15 protein-coding genes are annotated in these 14835 nt (G+C 56.0%); 10 read left to right on the plus strand and 5 right to left on the minus strand.

What is annotated here, in order from left to right; all coding sequences use genetic code 11:
* The first annotated feature begins 68 nt into the window (after positions 1–68).
* From ACR0AD_RS07870 to ACR0AD_RS07885, 4 genes are all read left to right on the plus strand, one after another.
* Positions 69–695: a sulfotransferase gene (locus ACR0AD_RS07870; protein WP_480483160.1), complete on the plus strand. Its 627-nt coding sequence runs from the start codon at positions 69–71 to the stop codon at positions 693–695.
* A gap of 31 nt (positions 696–726) precedes the next feature.
* The gene (locus ACR0AD_RS07875; protein WP_152456842.1) at positions 727–1506 is read left to right on the plus strand and encodes a succinate dehydrogenase iron-sulfur subunit; all 780 of its coding nucleotides are present in this window, start codon (positions 727–729) and stop codon (positions 1504–1506) included.
* A gap of 122 nt (positions 1507–1628) precedes the next feature.
* Positions 1629–1769, plus strand: coding sequence for a hypothetical protein (locus ACR0AD_RS07880; RefSeq protein WP_480483162.1), 141 nt, complete (start codon positions 1629–1631; stop codon positions 1767–1769).
* Positions 1770–2059: 290 nt separating this feature from the next.
* The gene (locus ACR0AD_RS07885) at positions 2060–2923 is read left to right on the plus strand and encodes an urea carboxylase-associated family protein (RefSeq protein WP_480483164.1); all 864 of its coding nucleotides are present in this window, start codon (positions 2060–2062) and stop codon (positions 2921–2923) included.
* A gap of 24 nt (positions 2924–2947) precedes the next feature.
* Here the strand turns inward: ACR0AD_RS07885 and deoD are convergent, their stop codons facing one another.
* The 3 genes from deoD to ACR0AD_RS07900 form a co-directional block, all read right to left on the minus strand.
* Positions 2948–3658, minus strand: a complete 711-nt coding sequence (gene deoD, locus ACR0AD_RS07890; RefSeq protein ID WP_480486656.1) for a purine-nucleoside phosphorylase — start codon at positions 3656–3658, stop codon at positions 2948–2950.
* 18 nt (positions 3659–3676) lie between these two features.
* On the minus strand, positions 3677–3994 hold the full coding sequence (locus tag ACR0AD_RS07895) for an H-NS histone family protein (protein ID WP_480483168.1): 318 nt from the start codon (positions 3992–3994) through the stop codon (positions 3677–3679).
* A 124-nt stretch (positions 3995–4118) separates the two neighbouring features.
* The gene (locus tag ACR0AD_RS07900) at positions 4119–6179 is read right to left on the minus strand and encodes a methylmalonyl-CoA mutase family protein (protein ID WP_480486658.1); all 2061 of its coding nucleotides are present in this window, start codon (positions 6177–6179) and stop codon (positions 4119–4121) included.
* Between the two features lie 51 nt (positions 6180–6230).
* Here ACR0AD_RS07900 and ACR0AD_RS07905 point away from each other — a divergent pair, with 51 nt between their 5' ends.
* The 6 genes from ACR0AD_RS07905 (at position 6231) to ACR0AD_RS07930 (ending at position 13139) form a co-directional block, all read left to right on the plus strand.
* On the plus strand, positions 6231–7574 hold the full coding sequence (locus ACR0AD_RS07905) for a 1-acyl-sn-glycerol-3-phosphate acyltransferase (RefSeq protein WP_480486660.1): 1344 nt from the start codon (positions 6231–6233) through the stop codon (positions 7572–7574).
* Positions 7575–7729: 155 nt separating this feature from the next.
* The gene (gene ccrA, locus ACR0AD_RS07910; protein WP_209506493.1) at positions 7730–9013 is read left to right on the plus strand and encodes a crotonyl-CoA carboxylase/reductase; all 1284 of its coding nucleotides are present in this window, start codon (positions 7730–7732) and stop codon (positions 9011–9013) included.
* Between the two features lie 367 nt (positions 9014–9380).
* Entirely contained in the window at positions 9381–10100 is a 720-nt protein-coding gene (locus ACR0AD_RS07915) for a helix-turn-helix transcriptional regulator (RefSeq protein WP_209506490.1), read from the plus strand.
* 82 nt (positions 10101–10182) lie between these two features.
* Positions 10183–10821: an acyl-homoserine-lactone synthase gene (locus ACR0AD_RS07920; RefSeq protein WP_480486662.1), complete on the plus strand. Its 639-nt coding sequence runs from the start codon at positions 10183–10185 to the stop codon at positions 10819–10821.
* Between the two features lie 60 nt (positions 10822–10881).
* Positions 10882–12429: an ATP-dependent DNA helicase gene (locus ACR0AD_RS07925; RefSeq protein WP_480486664.1), complete on the plus strand. Its 1548-nt coding sequence runs from the start codon at positions 10882–10884 to the stop codon at positions 12427–12429.
* The gene (locus ACR0AD_RS07930) at positions 12411–13139 is read left to right on the plus strand and encodes an SDR family oxidoreductase (protein WP_480486666.1); all 729 of its coding nucleotides are present in this window, start codon (positions 12411–12413) and stop codon (positions 13137–13139) included. The genes ACR0AD_RS07925 and ACR0AD_RS07930 overlap by 19 nt, the downstream gene beginning before the upstream one ends.
* A gap of 3 nt (positions 13140–13142) precedes the next feature.
* Here ACR0AD_RS07930 and ACR0AD_RS07935 read toward each other — a convergent pair whose 3' ends face one another.
* Both ACR0AD_RS07935 and ACR0AD_RS07940 read right to left on the minus strand, forming a co-directional pair.
* Positions 13143–13910, minus strand: coding sequence for a TIGR02186 family protein (locus tag ACR0AD_RS07935; protein WP_480483180.1), 768 nt, complete (start codon positions 13908–13910; stop codon positions 13143–13145).
* A 2-nt stretch (positions 13911–13912) separates the two neighbouring features.
* Complete coding sequence (locus ACR0AD_RS07940) at positions 13913–14833, minus strand: sulfite exporter TauE/SafE family protein (RefSeq protein WP_480475128.1); 921 nt, start codon at positions 14831–14833, stop codon at positions 13913–13915.
* Between the last annotated feature and the right edge of the window lie 2 nt (positions 14834–14835).

Raw genomic sequence — 14835 nt, forward strand, 5'->3', positions numbered from 1 at the left:
AAGCGCCAAATACCCACGAAGACCGCAACGGCCATTGGCCAAGGGTCGGTCCGTGTCCGGTGTTTGTCATGACGGTCGAGGTCCTGCAATCCGGTTCAGGCGATCCCAAGATCATCCTGATCGGGCTGAACCGCTGTGCGACGACCTCGTTTCACAGGCTGTTTCAGAAAAGCGGGATACCGTCGGTTCATTGGGAAGATGACCAGGGTCGAAATCTTGCGCACCGCATGCTGACCAACATTGCAATGGGGCGACGACCACTGGACGGGTTCGGAGCGGTGCGGGCCTTCACTGACATCGCTTTTGTCAGTTCGCGCTTCATGTTGGACGGGGCGCGTTTCTTCCGTGAATTGCATGCAGCTTACCCGAATGCCTATTTCTTGCTGAACACGAGGGACAGGGATGACTGGATAGCTTCGCGCGCCAACCATTCCGGTGGCGGGTATCTGGATCGGTGCTGCAAAGCCAATGGGCAGAGTGCGGATGAAGTGAAACACGGCTGGGCGCATATGTATGATGTGCACCATGCCGAGGTAGAGACCTATTTCGACGGCAACTCGCGATTCCTGCGCTTTGATATCGACTGTGATGATCCGCAGTGCGTTGCGGACTGGCTCGCGCCGGATTTTGACGTGAACATCGCCCATTGGGGGCATTATAACCGAGGGGCGTCCCAGCGCGCCCGGACAGGCTGAAAGGCGGCCTTGTGCTGAATGGAGAATTGACATGGTTCAACTGACCCTGCCCAAAAATTCCCGGATTACGACCGGCAAGACCTGGCCCAAGCCGGATGGCGCGACCAATGTGCGCAAGTTCCAGATCTATCGCTGGAACCCGGATGATGGTCAGAACCCCCGTGTCGATACCTACTTTGTCGATATGGACACGTGCGGGCCGATGGTTTTGGACGCGCTGATCAAGATCAAGAACGAAATCGACCCGACCCTGACATTTCGCCGATCATGCCGTGAAGGCATCTGCGGCTCGTGCGCGATGAATATCGACGGGATCAACACACTGGCCTGTATCTATGGCATGGATGAGATCAAGGGCGACGTGAAAATCTATCCGCTGCCGCATATGCCTGTGGTCAAAGATCTGATCCCTGATCTGACCCATTTTTATGCCCAGCATGCGTCGATCATGCCGTGGCTGGAAACCAAGACCAACCGCCCTGCAAAGGAGTGGAAGCAGTCGATCGAAGACCGGAAAAAGCTGGATGGTCTCTATGAGTGTGTGATGTGCGCCAGCTGCTCGACCTCGTGCCCGAGCTATTGGTGGAATGGCGATCGGTATCTTGGCCCCGCTGCTCTGTTGCACGCATACCGCTGGATCATCGACAGCCGGGATGAGGCCACGGGTGAGCGCCTGGACGAGTTGGAAGATCCGTTCAAGCTTTATCGCTGCCACACCATCATGAATTGCGCCAAGACCTGTCCCAAAGGTCTGAACCCGGCCAAGGCGATTGCCGAGATTAAAAAGATGATGGTCGAACGCGCGGTATAATCACCTGCACCGAATTGCGGCAAACGCATGTCGATCTTGCAAAATAAGGCGATGTAGCCCCGGCTGCATTGCCTTATTTTTCGCTCAGGGAGGAGTGATGAGTTTAAGTCAGGATCACTCCAATGAATGCAAACACATCCAAACAAAAAATCGACACTAAAGAAGCGCTGAAACTGCTGGAGCAGGCATGGGCCTACTACACGCCGGAACCGGTTAAAGCCGACAAAGAGCCCGAGCTGTTCGAATACGCAAACGCGGCCTGATCCAATACGACAGCCCTTGAAAAACTTCGGTCAATCGGCAAAGCAGAGGAATGCCTGTTCTTCTGCTTTTGTTGGCCGCCGGAGTGTTCGCCTATTTTTTCTGGCGGTCGCGCCATTCCACGCTGACACGGGATTGTCGTTGGCGACAGGACAGACGCCATGGCATCTGGCGGTGTAGCTTTTGTGGAGCGGCAGTCGCTGCGCCGGACCAACCTATGCGCTGTCTTAAGGCAAGTGATGGTTGAGAATAGGGCTTTTCGCGAGCCATAGAATCCGCCACTCTGCACGCCATGACCGGTTCTGAGAATACTGCCCGCCCCCCAGAAGATGCCGAAGCCCGTCGTTCGGTCGCCCCTGTCATTTGTTATCCGAACGATGCCTTGCCGCGACCAGATTTGCCCTGGATCAGATCTGTACGCCAACGGGCAGTCCAAACCGGCGAAGTCCTGGTTCCTCCGCGTGAGGCGCGCTGTTTTGATGTACCTGCCGGGCATTTCTTTCGTATCACATCGGTTGAAGGACCGCAGGTTGGCGATTTGAACCTGTGGAACCGCAATGATTTGTCCGAGCGCTTTTATTCCGGAAAAACGCGGGCTCTGCATGGCACGCACCTGACCACCGGAGAGCGGATGTGGTCCAGTTTCCCACATCTGCGGCCGATGGCCACGATCATAGCGGATACACTGGAATGGTACGGGATCGATACCCATGGGGGGTCGGTTCATGACGTGATTGGCACGCGTTGTGATCCATATACGGGCAATTTGCTGTCCGGCACGCAGTATCATCATTGCTGCCATTCCAACCTGACCCGCGCGTTGGCGGATCATCTGAATATCCCGATGGATGAGGCCGAACCCGCGGTGCACGACGTTCTGAACGTCTTCATGTGTACTGGTTTCACTCGGGATACTGGTCAGTATTTCATGAAAGCATCGCCCGTTCGCCCCGGCGACTATCTGGAATTCTTTGCCGAAATCGATCTGCTTGGCAATCTCAGCGCCTGTCCGGGTGGGGATTGCTCGTCCGAGCATTCCTCGGACACCGCCGCGTGTTATCCCTTGTTGGTCGAAACATTTGCCGCGACGGTCACAGACCTGGATGGCTGGGAAAGCCCGGCGCGCAATGGCTATGATCGCACGCACGGGCGTTAGGATCGGCGGGCACCCACCTTACTGCTAGTTGCCCGGGAATGCGGCCTGTAGCGCGATTTCCACCATGTCTCCAAAGCTGCTTTCACGTTCCGAGGATGGCAGAGCCTCTCCCGTCAGAAGGTGATCGGAAACGGTGAGAACTGCCAGAGCACGACATTTGTGGCGCGCTGCCAGGATATAGAGCTCGGCCGCCTCCATTTCGACGCCGAGAATCCCGTGACGCACCATCTGTTCGTTCAGGTCCGGGCGCTCATCATAGAAAACGTCCGAAGAATAAATCCCACCGACATGGGTAGGGGTTCCTTTGGCAGCCGCCACCTTCGCGGCCGCCTGCAACAAGCTCCAATCGGCGCAGGGCGCAAAATTCAGTTCTTTCATGATACCGCGTGACGGCGTACTCAGCGTCGTCGAAGTCATTGCCAGAATGACGTCTCGAATTTTGACACTGTCCTGCATTCCGCCACACGACCCAATTCGGATCAGGGTTTTTGCACCGTAATCGCGAATTAACTCGTTTACGTAAATGGAGAGCGAGGGCATTCCCATGCCGCTACCCTGTATCGTTACAGGATTTCCCTTCCAATTTCCGGTAAACCCAAGCATTCCCCGGACGTTATTGACCTGTTTCACATCGTCCAAAAACGTCTCGGCTGCCCATTTCGCCCGATAAGGATCTCCGGGTAATAGGACAGTGTCTGCAATTTCGCCTTTTTCAGCGCCGATATGAATTGTCATTGTTTTGATCCGCCCTGATCAGATTTCAAGATCGGAGATATCGGTACCCGCCTGCAACGCATCGTGCACCCATTTCGGCTTGCGGCCGCGACCTGTCCAGGTTTGTTCCGGATTGCCAGGATTGCGGTATTTTTCTTTTGTTTTCTTTTGCTTGGATGCGCGGGGTGCATCGCCTGAAAGTTCGGACAGCGAATACCCGAATTCTGCGGCAGCTTTTTCTGCGGCTTTCAAAGCCTCACGGCGCTCGCGTTTTTCCGCTCCTACCAAGGCTTTTTCGACATCGTCGCGCAATGCCAAAAGGTCTTTGCGCGACATCTGTTCAAGATTGAACCCCATCATTCATCTCCAAAGGATATATTTTACGGTACACTTGAGCGCGCACCGTAATTCTAGCGAATGGTTTATTCCATCCCAAATATCCAAAGCGAAGAAACGGGGAATTAAGGTTCTAAAACCTCAGTTACTCGGCTGCGAGGTTTTTGGGGTCAACCAGCGTTACAATATCGCTCATGATCGCATTAAGTTCAAAGTTTTTGGGGGTGTAAACCTTGGCTACACCCATGGCTTTCAATTTTGCGGCATCTTCATCCGGAATAATTCCGCCGACAACCACGGGAATGTGAGACAGGCCAGCCTTTTGCAGCCGATCCATTACATCTTCGACCAAAGGCAGATGGCTACCGGACAGGATCGACAACCCGATGACATGTGCGTCATCATCGCGGGCTGAGGTGACAATTTCTTCCGGGGTCAGCCGGATACCCTCATAGCTGATATCCATGCCGCAGTCGCGGGCACGGAACGCGATTTGTTCGGCGCCGTTGGAATGGCCGTCCAACCCCGGTTTTCCAACCAGGAATTTCAGGCGCCGTCCCAGTTTGTCGCTGACGGCATCAACCGCCGCGCGCAGGTCCTCCAACCCTTCGGTCTTGTTCGAGACCGAACCGGAAACGCCGGTCGGGCCACGATAAGTGCCGAAAACCTTGCGCATCTCTTCGGCCCACTCCCCGGTTGTCACACCCGCCTTGGCAGCGGCAATGGACGGCTCCATGACGTTCGCTCCTGTCTGAGCCGCCTGGCGCAACGCGGACAAGGTCGCTGTAACAGCCGCTTCGTCGCGCTCAGCCCGCCACGCGTTCAGGCGGTCGATCTGTTCCTGTTCTACCGCAGGATCAACGACCATGATGCCGCCATCTTCGGTCTGAAGGGGCGAAGCCTCGCCTTCCATCCATTTGTTCACGCCGACGACCACAGTTTCGTTGCGTTCGATCCGGTTCAGACGTTCAGCGTTGGAATCCACAAGGCGGGATTTCATATACTCGATTGATGCAACCGCACCGCCCATCGCATCCAGATTCGCAAGCTCTGCCCGCGCGCCTGCTTTCAATTCTTCGACCTTGGCATCAACAGCCGGGTTGCCATCGAACAGATCATCGAATTCCAGCAGATCAGTTTCATAGGCCAGAATCTGCTGCATCCGCATGGACCATTGCTGATCCCAAGGGCGTGGCAGGCCAAGCGCCTCGTTCCAGGCGGGCAACTGCACCGCACGGGCGCGTGCATTTTTCGACAGGGTTACGGCCAGCATCTCGATCAGGATGCGATAGACGTTGTTTTCGGGCTGCTGCTCGGTCAGGCCCAGAGAGTTCACCTGCACGCCATAGCGGAATCGACGGAATTTCGGATTTTCAACGCCATAGCGTTGTTGCAGAATCTCATCCCAAAGATCCACGAAGGCACGCATTTTGCACATTTCGGTGACAAAGCGGATGCCAGCATTCACAAAAAAGGAAATCCGGCCGCAGAGCGCCGGGAAATCCTCGGCAGGTACTCGTGGGCGCAATTCGTCTAGCACGGCGATGGCAGTGGCCAGGGCGTACGCGAGCTCCTGCTCTGGCGTCGCGCCCGCCTCTTGCAGGTGATACGAGCACACGTTCATCGGGTTCCATTTCGGAACATTGGTATAGCAATACTCGGCCACGTCCGCGATCATCTTGAGCGACGGTTTTGGCGGGCAAACATAAGTGCCCCGGCTCAGATATTCCTTGATCAGGTCGTTCTGAACCGTGCCCTGCAACTTGGAAACGTCAGCGCCCTGTTCCTCGGCCGCTGCGATGTAAAGGGCAAGCAACCAAGGGGCGGTGGCGTTGATCGTCATAGACGTGTTCATCTGTTCTAATGGAATCTGATCAAACAAAACTCGCATATCGCCCAGATGGCAAACGGGCACCCCGACCTTGCCAACTTCGCCACGTGCCAACGTGTGGTCACTGTCATATCCGGTCTGGGTGGGCAGATCGAAGGCAACCGAAAGACCGGTTTGCCCTTTGGCAAGGTTGCCACGATAAAGCGCGTTCGAGGCCTTGGCGGTAGAATGACCGGCATAGGTCCGGATGAGCCAGGGGCGATCTTTCTGCATCTGCGTCATGAAGGGGCCTCGCGTTTCGGTGGGCAATAAAATTACGTCTACGGGTTCTAAAGCGCAATTTTCGGGACATGTCAATTCGCTGCGTTGCGGCATCCTGCAATTGTTCAGATTGTGAGTAGCTGCGTTTGGTGGCAAGGTGCGGCCATGACGCAAACCGTGGAACTTCCGCTTTGGCTTTTTGTGCTGATCGTGGTCTTTGCCATGGTTACTTTCGCTTCACATTTCCTGTTCCCGTCAGTCCGGTGGTTCTTCCGCCGCCGGTTGGAACGTGCCGTGGCGCGTTTGAACCAGCGCCTGCAACGTCCGATCCAACCGTTCAAGCTGGCCCGCCGGCACGACATGATTCAACGGCTGATTTATGATCCACAGGTCGGAAAAGCGGTCCAGCATCACGCCCTTGAAACCGGAATACCCGAAGCCGTTGCGTCCGAGCAGGCACGCCGCTATGCCCGCGAGATCGTACCGTCCTTTTCTGCCTTCGCCTATTTCAGTTTTGCGATCCGGCTGGCCCGGCTGCTAAGCAACACATTCTACGAAGTGCGGCTTAGCTACGAAGACGAAGACGCGGTCAGGACTATCGACCCTGATGCAACCGTTGTTTTTGTGATGAACCACAGAAGCAATATGGACTACGTGTTGGTTACATATCTGGCGGCCCCGCATTCTGCTTTATCCTATGCAGTAGGGGAATGGGCGCGGGTTTGGCCGCTGAGCCGGTTGATCCGGGCAATGGGGGCTTACTTTATCCGGCGCAAGTCGGGTAGCGAGCTCTACCGGCAGGTTCTGTCCACCTATGTGCGCCATGCGACCGAAGCCGGTGTGACGCAAGCCATGTTTCCAGAAGGTGGCTTAAGCCTGACAGGAGCGCTCGCCCGCCCAAAGCTTGGGTTGCTCAAATACATAATGGATGGGACGACGTCGCAGGGGCGTGATGTCGTATTTGTTCCCGTCGCTTTGAATTATGACCGTGTGCTTGAAGACACCATTCTGACCCGTGCGGCACTGGGAAAAGAGCGTCGTTTTCGGGCGCGGATCGGGGTCATCGCGCGATGGATTTTCAAGCAGTTCTGGCGGCGAGTAATCGGACGCTACAAGCGGTTTGGGCTGGCATCGGTCCGGTACGGAATGCCGATTTCCCTGAAAGAGTTCCGGGCCGAAGGCAGTGACGACATGATGACCGATCTGGCGCGCACATTGATGCAACGTATCCAGAACGCGATCCCGTTGGTTCCGGCCCCTGCGGCCTGTTTGCTGATACGTGACAATGGGCCGATGGCGGAACTGGATCTGCGGTCCTGTATTCAGACGATGATGGAACGCGACGGTAGGCAGACCCAAGACAATGCGCCGGCCATATCAAGCGCTTTGGACCAGTTGATTGAACGACGGATACTCAAGCGGCAGGGAGATATTCTTTCTGCATCTGGGCAACGCGGTGATCTGCTGGAGTATTATGCGGCATCTGTACCGGTTTCCGCGCGCCCCTAAAATTCTGCGTCTGCAAAATAATTTCTGCAACTGCTGGGTCATAAAATTACAATTTTTCACCGAAACAGGTTGCAATATTTCGCAGCGGCCAATATTTCATCTGATAAAGCACGCGATTCTGCGTCGCGGCAAAAGCATTGAAAAAGGAGGCCAGCATGGCTTTGGACACCGAAACCGGTATCGCGTCGTATGAGGCACCCGAAAAAGACCTCTATGAAATGGGTGAGATCCCTCCGATGGGATATGTCCCGAAACAAATGTACGCTTGGGCCATCCGAAAGGAACGCCACGGCGAGCCAAATACTGCAATGCAGCAGGAAGTGGTCGATGTACCCACGCTGGACAGCAATGAGGTGCTTGTTCTGGTGATGGCGGCAGGTGTTAACTATAATGGTGTCTGGGCTGCTCTGGGCCAGCCGATCAGCCCCTTTGATGGCCACAAGGCACCGTACCATATCGCTGGCTCTGATGCATCGGGCATCGTTTGGGCCGTTGGCGACAAGGTCAAGCGGTGGAAGGTTGGCGATGAAGTCGTCATCCACTGCAATCAGGACGATGGCGACGACGAGGAATGCAACGGCGGTGACCCGATGTATTCGACCAGTCAGCGGATCTGGGGTTATGAAACGCCTGATGGTTCGTTCAGCCAGTTCACACGTGTGCAGGCTCAACAGTTGATGCCGCGCCCCAAGCACCTGACCTGGGAAGAAGCGGCGTGCTACACGCTGACACTCGCGACAGCTTATCGTATGCTGTTTGGTCACGAACCGCACGACCTGAAACCGGGTCAGAACGTTCTGGTCTGGGGTGCCTCGGGCGGTCTGGGCTCTTATGCTATCCAGTTGATCAACACAGCCGGGGCAAACGCGATCGGGGTGATTTCGGACGAAAGCAAGCGCGATTTCGTCATGGGTCTGGGCGCAAAAGGGGTTTTGAACCGCCGCGACTTCAATTGCTGGGGCCAACTGCCCACGGTCAATACGCCCGAATACGCCGAGTGGTTCAAAGAGGCCCGCAAGTTCGGCAAGGCGATCTGGGATATCACCGGCAAGGGCAACAATGTCGACATGGTGTTCGAGCATCCGGGCGAAAGCACCTTCCCGGTCTCGACCTTCGTGGTGAAAAAAGGCGGCATGGTTGTGATTTGTGCGGGGACGTCCGGGTTTAACTGCACATTCGACGTACGTTACATGTGGATGCACCAGAAACGCCTGCAGGGTTCGCATTTTGCCCATCTGAAACAAGCGGCAGCGGCGAACAAGCTGATGGTCGAGCGCCGCCTGGACCCCTGTATGTCCGAGGTGTTTGCCTGGAACGACCTTCCGGAAGCACATATGAAAATGCTGCGGAATGAACACAAGCCGGGCAACATGTCTGTGCTTGTTCAGGCGCCGCGTACCGGGCTGCGCACACTCGAAGAAGTTTTGGACGCAGGCTGAAACAGTTCAGGACCTTAGACAAAAACCACCCGCGAATCGCACTGCCGGTTCGCGGGTGGTTTGCTGTTTGCAGACCTTTTTCATGGTTTCAAATGCTTGCGATTATTACTCCCGCTATTTTTGGGGAGTAGAAACCGGTGAATAGGTCGAAAAAGATCATACATGTTATGGTTGTGTTAACGCTTCGTTAACTGTTTCAGAGAGACCCTGATGGCGCAAAATGAGTGGATATTGGACGTACTATCGGACCTCAACGCTTTTGCCGTTGCGAATGGGTTGAGCGCGCTTGCAGAACAGCTTGATGATACAAGGCTGATTGCGGCGGCCGAGATCGCGTCCCTAAAGAACGAGGCACGGGCGCCCGCGGATGGGAACGAAAACCGATTTGGGTCAAATCCTTCAGGATTTGGAAAACACCAGCACGCTTGAAGAGCTCAGCATCGTTGCCGAGTGTCTGCGAGACACTTTGAAGGTCGCACATCTGACATATCATTGGGTTGACGGCGCGGGGGACCAATACGGCTATACGACCTACTCAGACGCCTGGGACGAACGATACAGGGAAAAAAACTATCATCGTATCGACCCTGTAATTCTGGGGTGTTTCCAGCGATTTCACCCAGTTGACTGGAAGTCTCTGGACTGGTCCAGCAAGGTGGCCAAATCATTCCTTCAGGATGCCCACGACCATGGGGTCGGCAATCAGGGATACTCGATCCCGATCCGAGGGCCAAACGGTCAGTTCGCTCTTTTTACCGTTAACCACAGCTGCGACGATCAAACCTGGCAGACCTTCATCTCGACCTACGGGCGTGAGTTGATTCTTGTTGCGCACTACATCAACCGCAAAGCGCTGGAGTTTGAAAAGGACAGGCAACCGGATGCCACGCGCGGCCTGTCGCCCCGTGAAATCGACGCCATTACCCTTTTGGCACTGGGTTACAGCCGTGCTCAGGTGGCGCATTCCCTGTCGATTTCGGAACACACGCTACGCGTTTACATTGAAAGCGCCCGGTCGAAACTCGGAGCCCTTAACACGACCCACGCAATCGCAACGGCACTCAGCCGGGGATTAATAGTCGTTTAAGGCCAGAGCGTCCTCAAAACGCAATATTAACCACGACTCTGTACCCCCTTCGTTCCTGCACAGGACGACAAGGGGAAAAGTCATGTTGCGTTATCTATATGCCGATGAGTTACACAGATTTCCGACTCTGGCTGAGGGGATGTTCAAGGATCGCGCAGATCAGTTCAAAACCCGGTTGGGGTGGGATGTCCATGTCAACAAAAAAGGAGAAGAGCGGGATGAGTACGACGACTTCAACCCGCTTTATGTCATCTGGGAAGAACCGGATGGCAGCCATGGCGGGTCGATGCGGGTATTGCCGACAACAGGTCGGGTAATGATCAATGAGGTGTTTGGGCATCTCAACGGCGGCAAGCCGATTTGCAGCCCGCTGATCTGGGAGGTGACCCGGTTCTGCCTGTCCCGCACAGCCAGCCCGCACACTGCCGGGGCCATCATGCTAAGCGGGGGCGAGATTATGGAAGGCTTTGGCCTGACGCATATTGCCGGTGTTTTTGATGCCCGTATGATCCGGATCTATCGTCTGATCGGGTCGTCCCCCAAGGTTCTTGGAACCCAAGGCAAAGGGCGTGACCAGATCTCGGTTGGGTTGTGGCCCTATTCAGCGGATGATTGCAACCGCGTGGCTGAACGGGCAGGGATCCCGCGTGAGCTTTCGCGCATGTGGTTCAAGGCGGCTTTCGGGCGATCCAAACTGCACCGATTTGCCTTGTCTGCCTAAGGACCGGAAAACGCAATTCCGCATCTGGTGATGGTTGGCGCGGCCCTGTAGGGTCGCGCCATGTCTTTGCCCAACGTGACCTTCTCAGATGATCAGGCCGCCGCGTATGACAGCATCGCCGAGATGCTGCGCTCAGCCGGTGTCGACCTGGAGGACGATGCCCTTCTCAAACTGCCGGGGGCAGGGAAGTCTGGCGTGATGGCTGTCATCGGCAAGGCCGGGTCCGGCAAAACGTTGCTACTGGCCGAACTTTACAAAGCGCTGGCGGAGACCGGCGTTCAGGTCGTGTCCGGCGATTACGAAAGCCGGAAATCCAGAGACAAGCGCAGCCTTGCCATTCTGGCCCCCACGAACAAAGCCGCAAGTGTTTTGCGCCTTCGCGGTGTTCCGGCAACTACTATTCACCGCATCCTTTATACGCCGGTCTATGACCCGGAATACGAGCGTATCGCCGAGTGGCTGGCCGGAAATGATGAACGCCCCGAGATCGAAGGTCTGACAGACGAAGCTTTGGACCGTGCTGCTACGTTTTATCGTAACAACAAATCGATCCCCGGAGCGCTGGCCGCAGCCGGATTGCGCGGATCGGATTTCATCACTGGTTGGAAACGACGTGAGGAACCGCTGGATATCGGGTTTGTCGATGAGGCGTCGATGCTGGATGATCGTCAGTTCGAGGACCTGAAAGAGATATTCCCGACCCTTCTACTGTTCGGTGATCCCGCACAGCTGGCTCCGGTCAATCAGTCCGGCAGCATGGTGTTTGAAGCCTTGCCCGAACCGCGAAAGCTGACGCTTCAGCGTGTGCATCGGCAGGATGCAGATAACCCGATCCTGGATCTGGCGCACGCTCTTGCCGATCCGTCGATGGGATTTGAAGAATTTGAACGTCTGGTCGAAGACACTGCCCGGCGGGATGACAGGGTCGTTTGGGGGCAGCGGGTCGAAGTTGATCTGATGGCGCGCAGCCCGGTTCTGGTCTGGCGTAACGCCACGCGCATTCGTTTGATACAGGCGTTCAGGCAAGTTCACGGCGCACTGGATACGGAGCTTTTGGAAGGCGAGCCGCTGATCTGCGACGGGATCGAGTTGCCGTTGAAGCACCGCAAGAAGCGGTTGGATCTTGAGGCGCGCGGCCTGATCAAAGGGGCCCAGGTTGTTTATCTTGGTCCCGGTCGTAAGCCTGGGTTTTCGCGCTTGCATGTGATGGGGGCCGAAGACCCTCAGGTCAGTGCTGCATCGATTGTCCAGATCGAAAAACCGGATGAGGAAGAGCCCTTCATTCCTTTTGCTGCCCGCATGGGGGCGACGTTTTTGCACGGGGCTGCGGTGACTATACATAAGGCACAAGGATCACAGTGGGACACGGTTCAGGTGTTTGCCCCTGACATTTACGCCGCGGCCCGTATGGGCCGTTCCGAGGCCGGGCAACCTTTGTGGAAGCGTTTGGCTTATGTTGCGATTACCCGCGCACAAGAGCGTTTGATCTGGGTGGTCCGTAACCGGCTGTCGAAACCCACCCACCCGTTGCAGATTGATGATTTGCGCGCGGTCCCCGCAGTTTCACTCACACTGGAGACAGAAGAGACATGGGTTCCATCATCGTAACTGGTGCAAGCTCTGGCATAGGTCGGGCCACCGCCGAGCTTTTTCTGGTGCAGGGCTGGACGGTCGGGCTGCTGGCGCGCAGCGCGGACAAGCTGAATGCCCTCGCGCAGGAATACCCGGCGGCCATAGCATTACCCGCAGATGTGACCGACCCGGACGCCGTCAAACAGGCGTTCCACGCCTTCATGGATCGGACAGGGCGACTTGATGTTCTGTTTAACAACGCTGGTATTTTTGCCCGCGGCGGCACAGTCGACGAAATCGCGCTGGACGATTGGTATCAAACCGTCAACGTCAACCTGAACGGTATGTTTCTATGCGCGCGCGAGGCCTTTGGGATCATGCGTCATCAAAGCCCGCAGGGCGGGCGGATCATCAATAACGGCTCGATTGCTGCGCATGTTCCGCGCCCGAATTCTGTACATTATTCGGCGACCAAACATGCCATTACCGGGCTGACGCGCAGCCTTTCACTGGATGGGCGATCCTTTGGAATTGCATGTGGTCAGATCGATATCGGCAATGCACGCACGCAGATGGTTCAGGATCTGGTGGATGCGGCGCAGGCGGCAGGCCAGACGCCGGACCCAACCATGGCGGTTGAAGATGCCGCGCGTTCCGTTCTGCATATGGCCACCCTGCCGCCCGAGGCGAATGTGCAGTTCATGACGGTCATGGCCACGACCATGCCCTATATCGGCAGGGGGTGAGTGTCAGTTTTCCCGCAACAGTCGGAACGCTGTCGACGCGCCCCAACCCGCGGCAATTGCGATAACCAATGACATCAGCCCGTACCAAACGGGTTGCTGACGGGACATATTGTACAGAAACCGCTCCAACCCGACTTTGCGGACGTCGATTTTGGTTTCGTATTGCGATACAACCTCTCCTCCGCGGGTCAGGAAGATCCGAGCTGAGTAATCCCCTTCGGTCAGGTCCGCAGGCATGTCAATTGACGTCCGGAACAAGGTTTGTTCGTCCACGGCCACAGTGTTCTCGCGGATGGAATACAGCTGTTCAGATTCACGGATACGGATCACGGCATCTGCAAAATCCTGAGCACCACGGATGTGCATCGCCGCTCCGACCGACCGGATCGCGCGTTCGATCGAAATGCGGTGACGCAGGTCTTCGGTATCGGTCAGAATTTGATCCAACGGTTCGCTGGTGGCAACTGCGTAGAAACTTGGTGCCAGGTCGACCAGAACGCTATCGGTGTTTACCCAAATCCCAAGCTTTCGCTCTTTGCGGCGAACCGTTACGGGCTCGGACGGGCCTGCAACCGCTACAATAACCGCGACTGGTGGGCCTGGCGGAATGGGTGATTCCCGTTTGATGGCCCCGAAAATGAGGATCTCAGACCCGTCAAAGTCGGCAGTGATCGCAACACGATCCTGGCTGAGGCCCAGGACGACCTGCTCTTCATCGGCTGCGGCGGGCAGGCAGAACAGGCACAAAGCGGCAAAGACATAGCGCAGCATTCTTAATGCCCCCCGCTGTTGCCAAGCGAATAAAGCTCGGATGGTTCAAGAAGCAAATCAAGGGCCAGCTTGCCGCAGACGACCAGAACCAGCGCCGCCAACAGAACGCGTAGTTGTTCTGCCGGCATGCGCGAACCGATTACGGTTCCGATCTGGGCGCCAATGACGCCCCCGACCAGCAGCAAAACCGCCAGGACAATGTCCACTGTATAGTTGGTGGTCGCGTGCAGCATCGTGGTAAATGCGGTTACGAAGATGATCTGAAACAACGATGTGCCGACAACGACTTTCGTGGGCATTCCCAGCAGGTAAATCATCGCCGGGACCATGATGAAGCCGCCACCGACCCCCATAATCGCGGACAAGACCCCGACGCTTAGACCAACTACAACCGGTGGAATGACCGAGATATAAAGACCTGATGTGCGAAAGCGCATCTTGAAGGGCATCGAATGAACCCAGCCACGTTGGCGGCGCTTGGCTGGAGCTGCCCCGCCTTTCTTGGCTTTGCGCAGCGCCCTCAGGCTTTCGATGAACATCAGGCTGCCAATGATACCAAGGAAGACCACGTAACAAAGGGTTACCAGAAGGTCGACCTGGCCCAGGCTTTTTAGATAGTTAAAGACAACAACGCCCAATGCAGCCCCGACTAGACCGCCTGTCAACAAAACCGTACCCATCTTGAGGTCAACGGTCTTTCGTCGAAAATGGGCCAGCACCCCGGAAAAGGACGATGCAACAATCTGATTGGCCTCTGTCGCAACCGCAACAGCCGGTGGTATGCCAATGAAAAACAGCAGCGGCGTCATGAGAAACCCGCCGCCGACCCCGAACATCCCCGACAGAATTCCAACCATTCCACCCAGACCAAGGAGTAGAAATGCATTTACCGAGACTTCGGCTATGGGCAGGTAAATATGCATGA

This window comes from Ruegeria sp. BH8, assembly GCF_056538065.1.

What these genes read in the sequence shown, in the direction of transcription:
- ACR0AD_RS07900 (WP_480486658.1), bottom strand. Translation starts at nt 6,179, where the DNA reads ATGCCGCAACGCAGCGAATTGACATGTCCCGAAAATTGCGCTTTAGAA.
- ACR0AD_RS07930 (WP_480486666.1), top strand. Translation starts at nt 12,411, where the DNA reads ATGGGTTCCATCATCGTAACTGGTGCAAGCTCTGGCATAGGTCGGGCC.
- ACR0AD_RS07895 (WP_480483168.1), bottom strand. Translation starts at nt 3,994, where the DNA reads ATGGGGTTCAATCTTGAACAGATGTCGCGCAAAGACCTTTTGGCATTG.
- ACR0AD_RS07925 (WP_480486664.1), top strand. Translation starts at nt 10,882, where the DNA reads ATGTCTTTGCCCAACGTGACCTTCTCAGATGATCAGGCCGCCGCGTAT.
- ACR0AD_RS07880 (WP_480483162.1), top strand. Translation starts at nt 1,629, where the DNA reads ATGAATGCAAACACATCCAAACAAAAAATCGACACTAAAGAAGCGCTG.
- ACR0AD_RS07940 (WP_480475128.1), bottom strand. Translation starts at nt 14,833, where the DNA reads ATGCATATTTACCTGCCCATAGCCGAAGTCTCGGTAAATGCATTTCTA.
- ccrA (WP_209506493.1), top strand. Translation starts at nt 7,730, where the DNA reads ATGGCTTTGGACACCGAAACCGGTATCGCGTCGTATGAGGCACCCGAA.
- ACR0AD_RS07905 (WP_480486660.1), top strand. Translation starts at nt 6,231, where the DNA reads ATGACGCAAACCGTGGAACTTCCGCTTTGGCTTTTTGTGCTGATCGTG.
- ACR0AD_RS07920 (WP_480486662.1), top strand. Translation starts at nt 10,183, where the DNA reads ATGTTGCGTTATCTATATGCCGATGAGTTACACAGATTTCCGACTCTG.
- ACR0AD_RS07915 (WP_209506490.1), top strand. Translation starts at nt 9,381, where the DNA reads ATGGGAACGAAAACCGATTTGGGTCAAATCCTTCAGGATTTGGAAAAC.
- deoD (WP_480486656.1), bottom strand. Translation starts at nt 3,658, where the DNA reads ATGACAATTCATATCGGCGCTGAAAAAGGCGAAATTGCAGACACTGTC.
- ACR0AD_RS07935 (WP_480483180.1), bottom strand. Translation starts at nt 13,910, where the DNA reads ATGCTGCGCTATGTCTTTGCCGCTTTGTGCCTGTTCTGCCTGCCCGCC.
- ACR0AD_RS07885 (WP_480483164.1), top strand. Translation starts at nt 2,060, where the DNA reads ATGACCGGTTCTGAGAATACTGCCCGCCCCCCAGAAGATGCCGAAGCC.
- ACR0AD_RS07870 (WP_480483160.1), top strand. Translation starts at nt 69, where the DNA reads ATGACGGTCGAGGTCCTGCAATCCGGTTCAGGCGATCCCAAGATCATC.
- ACR0AD_RS07875 (WP_152456842.1), top strand. Translation starts at nt 727, where the DNA reads ATGGTTCAACTGACCCTGCCCAAAAATTCCCGGATTACGACCGGCAAG.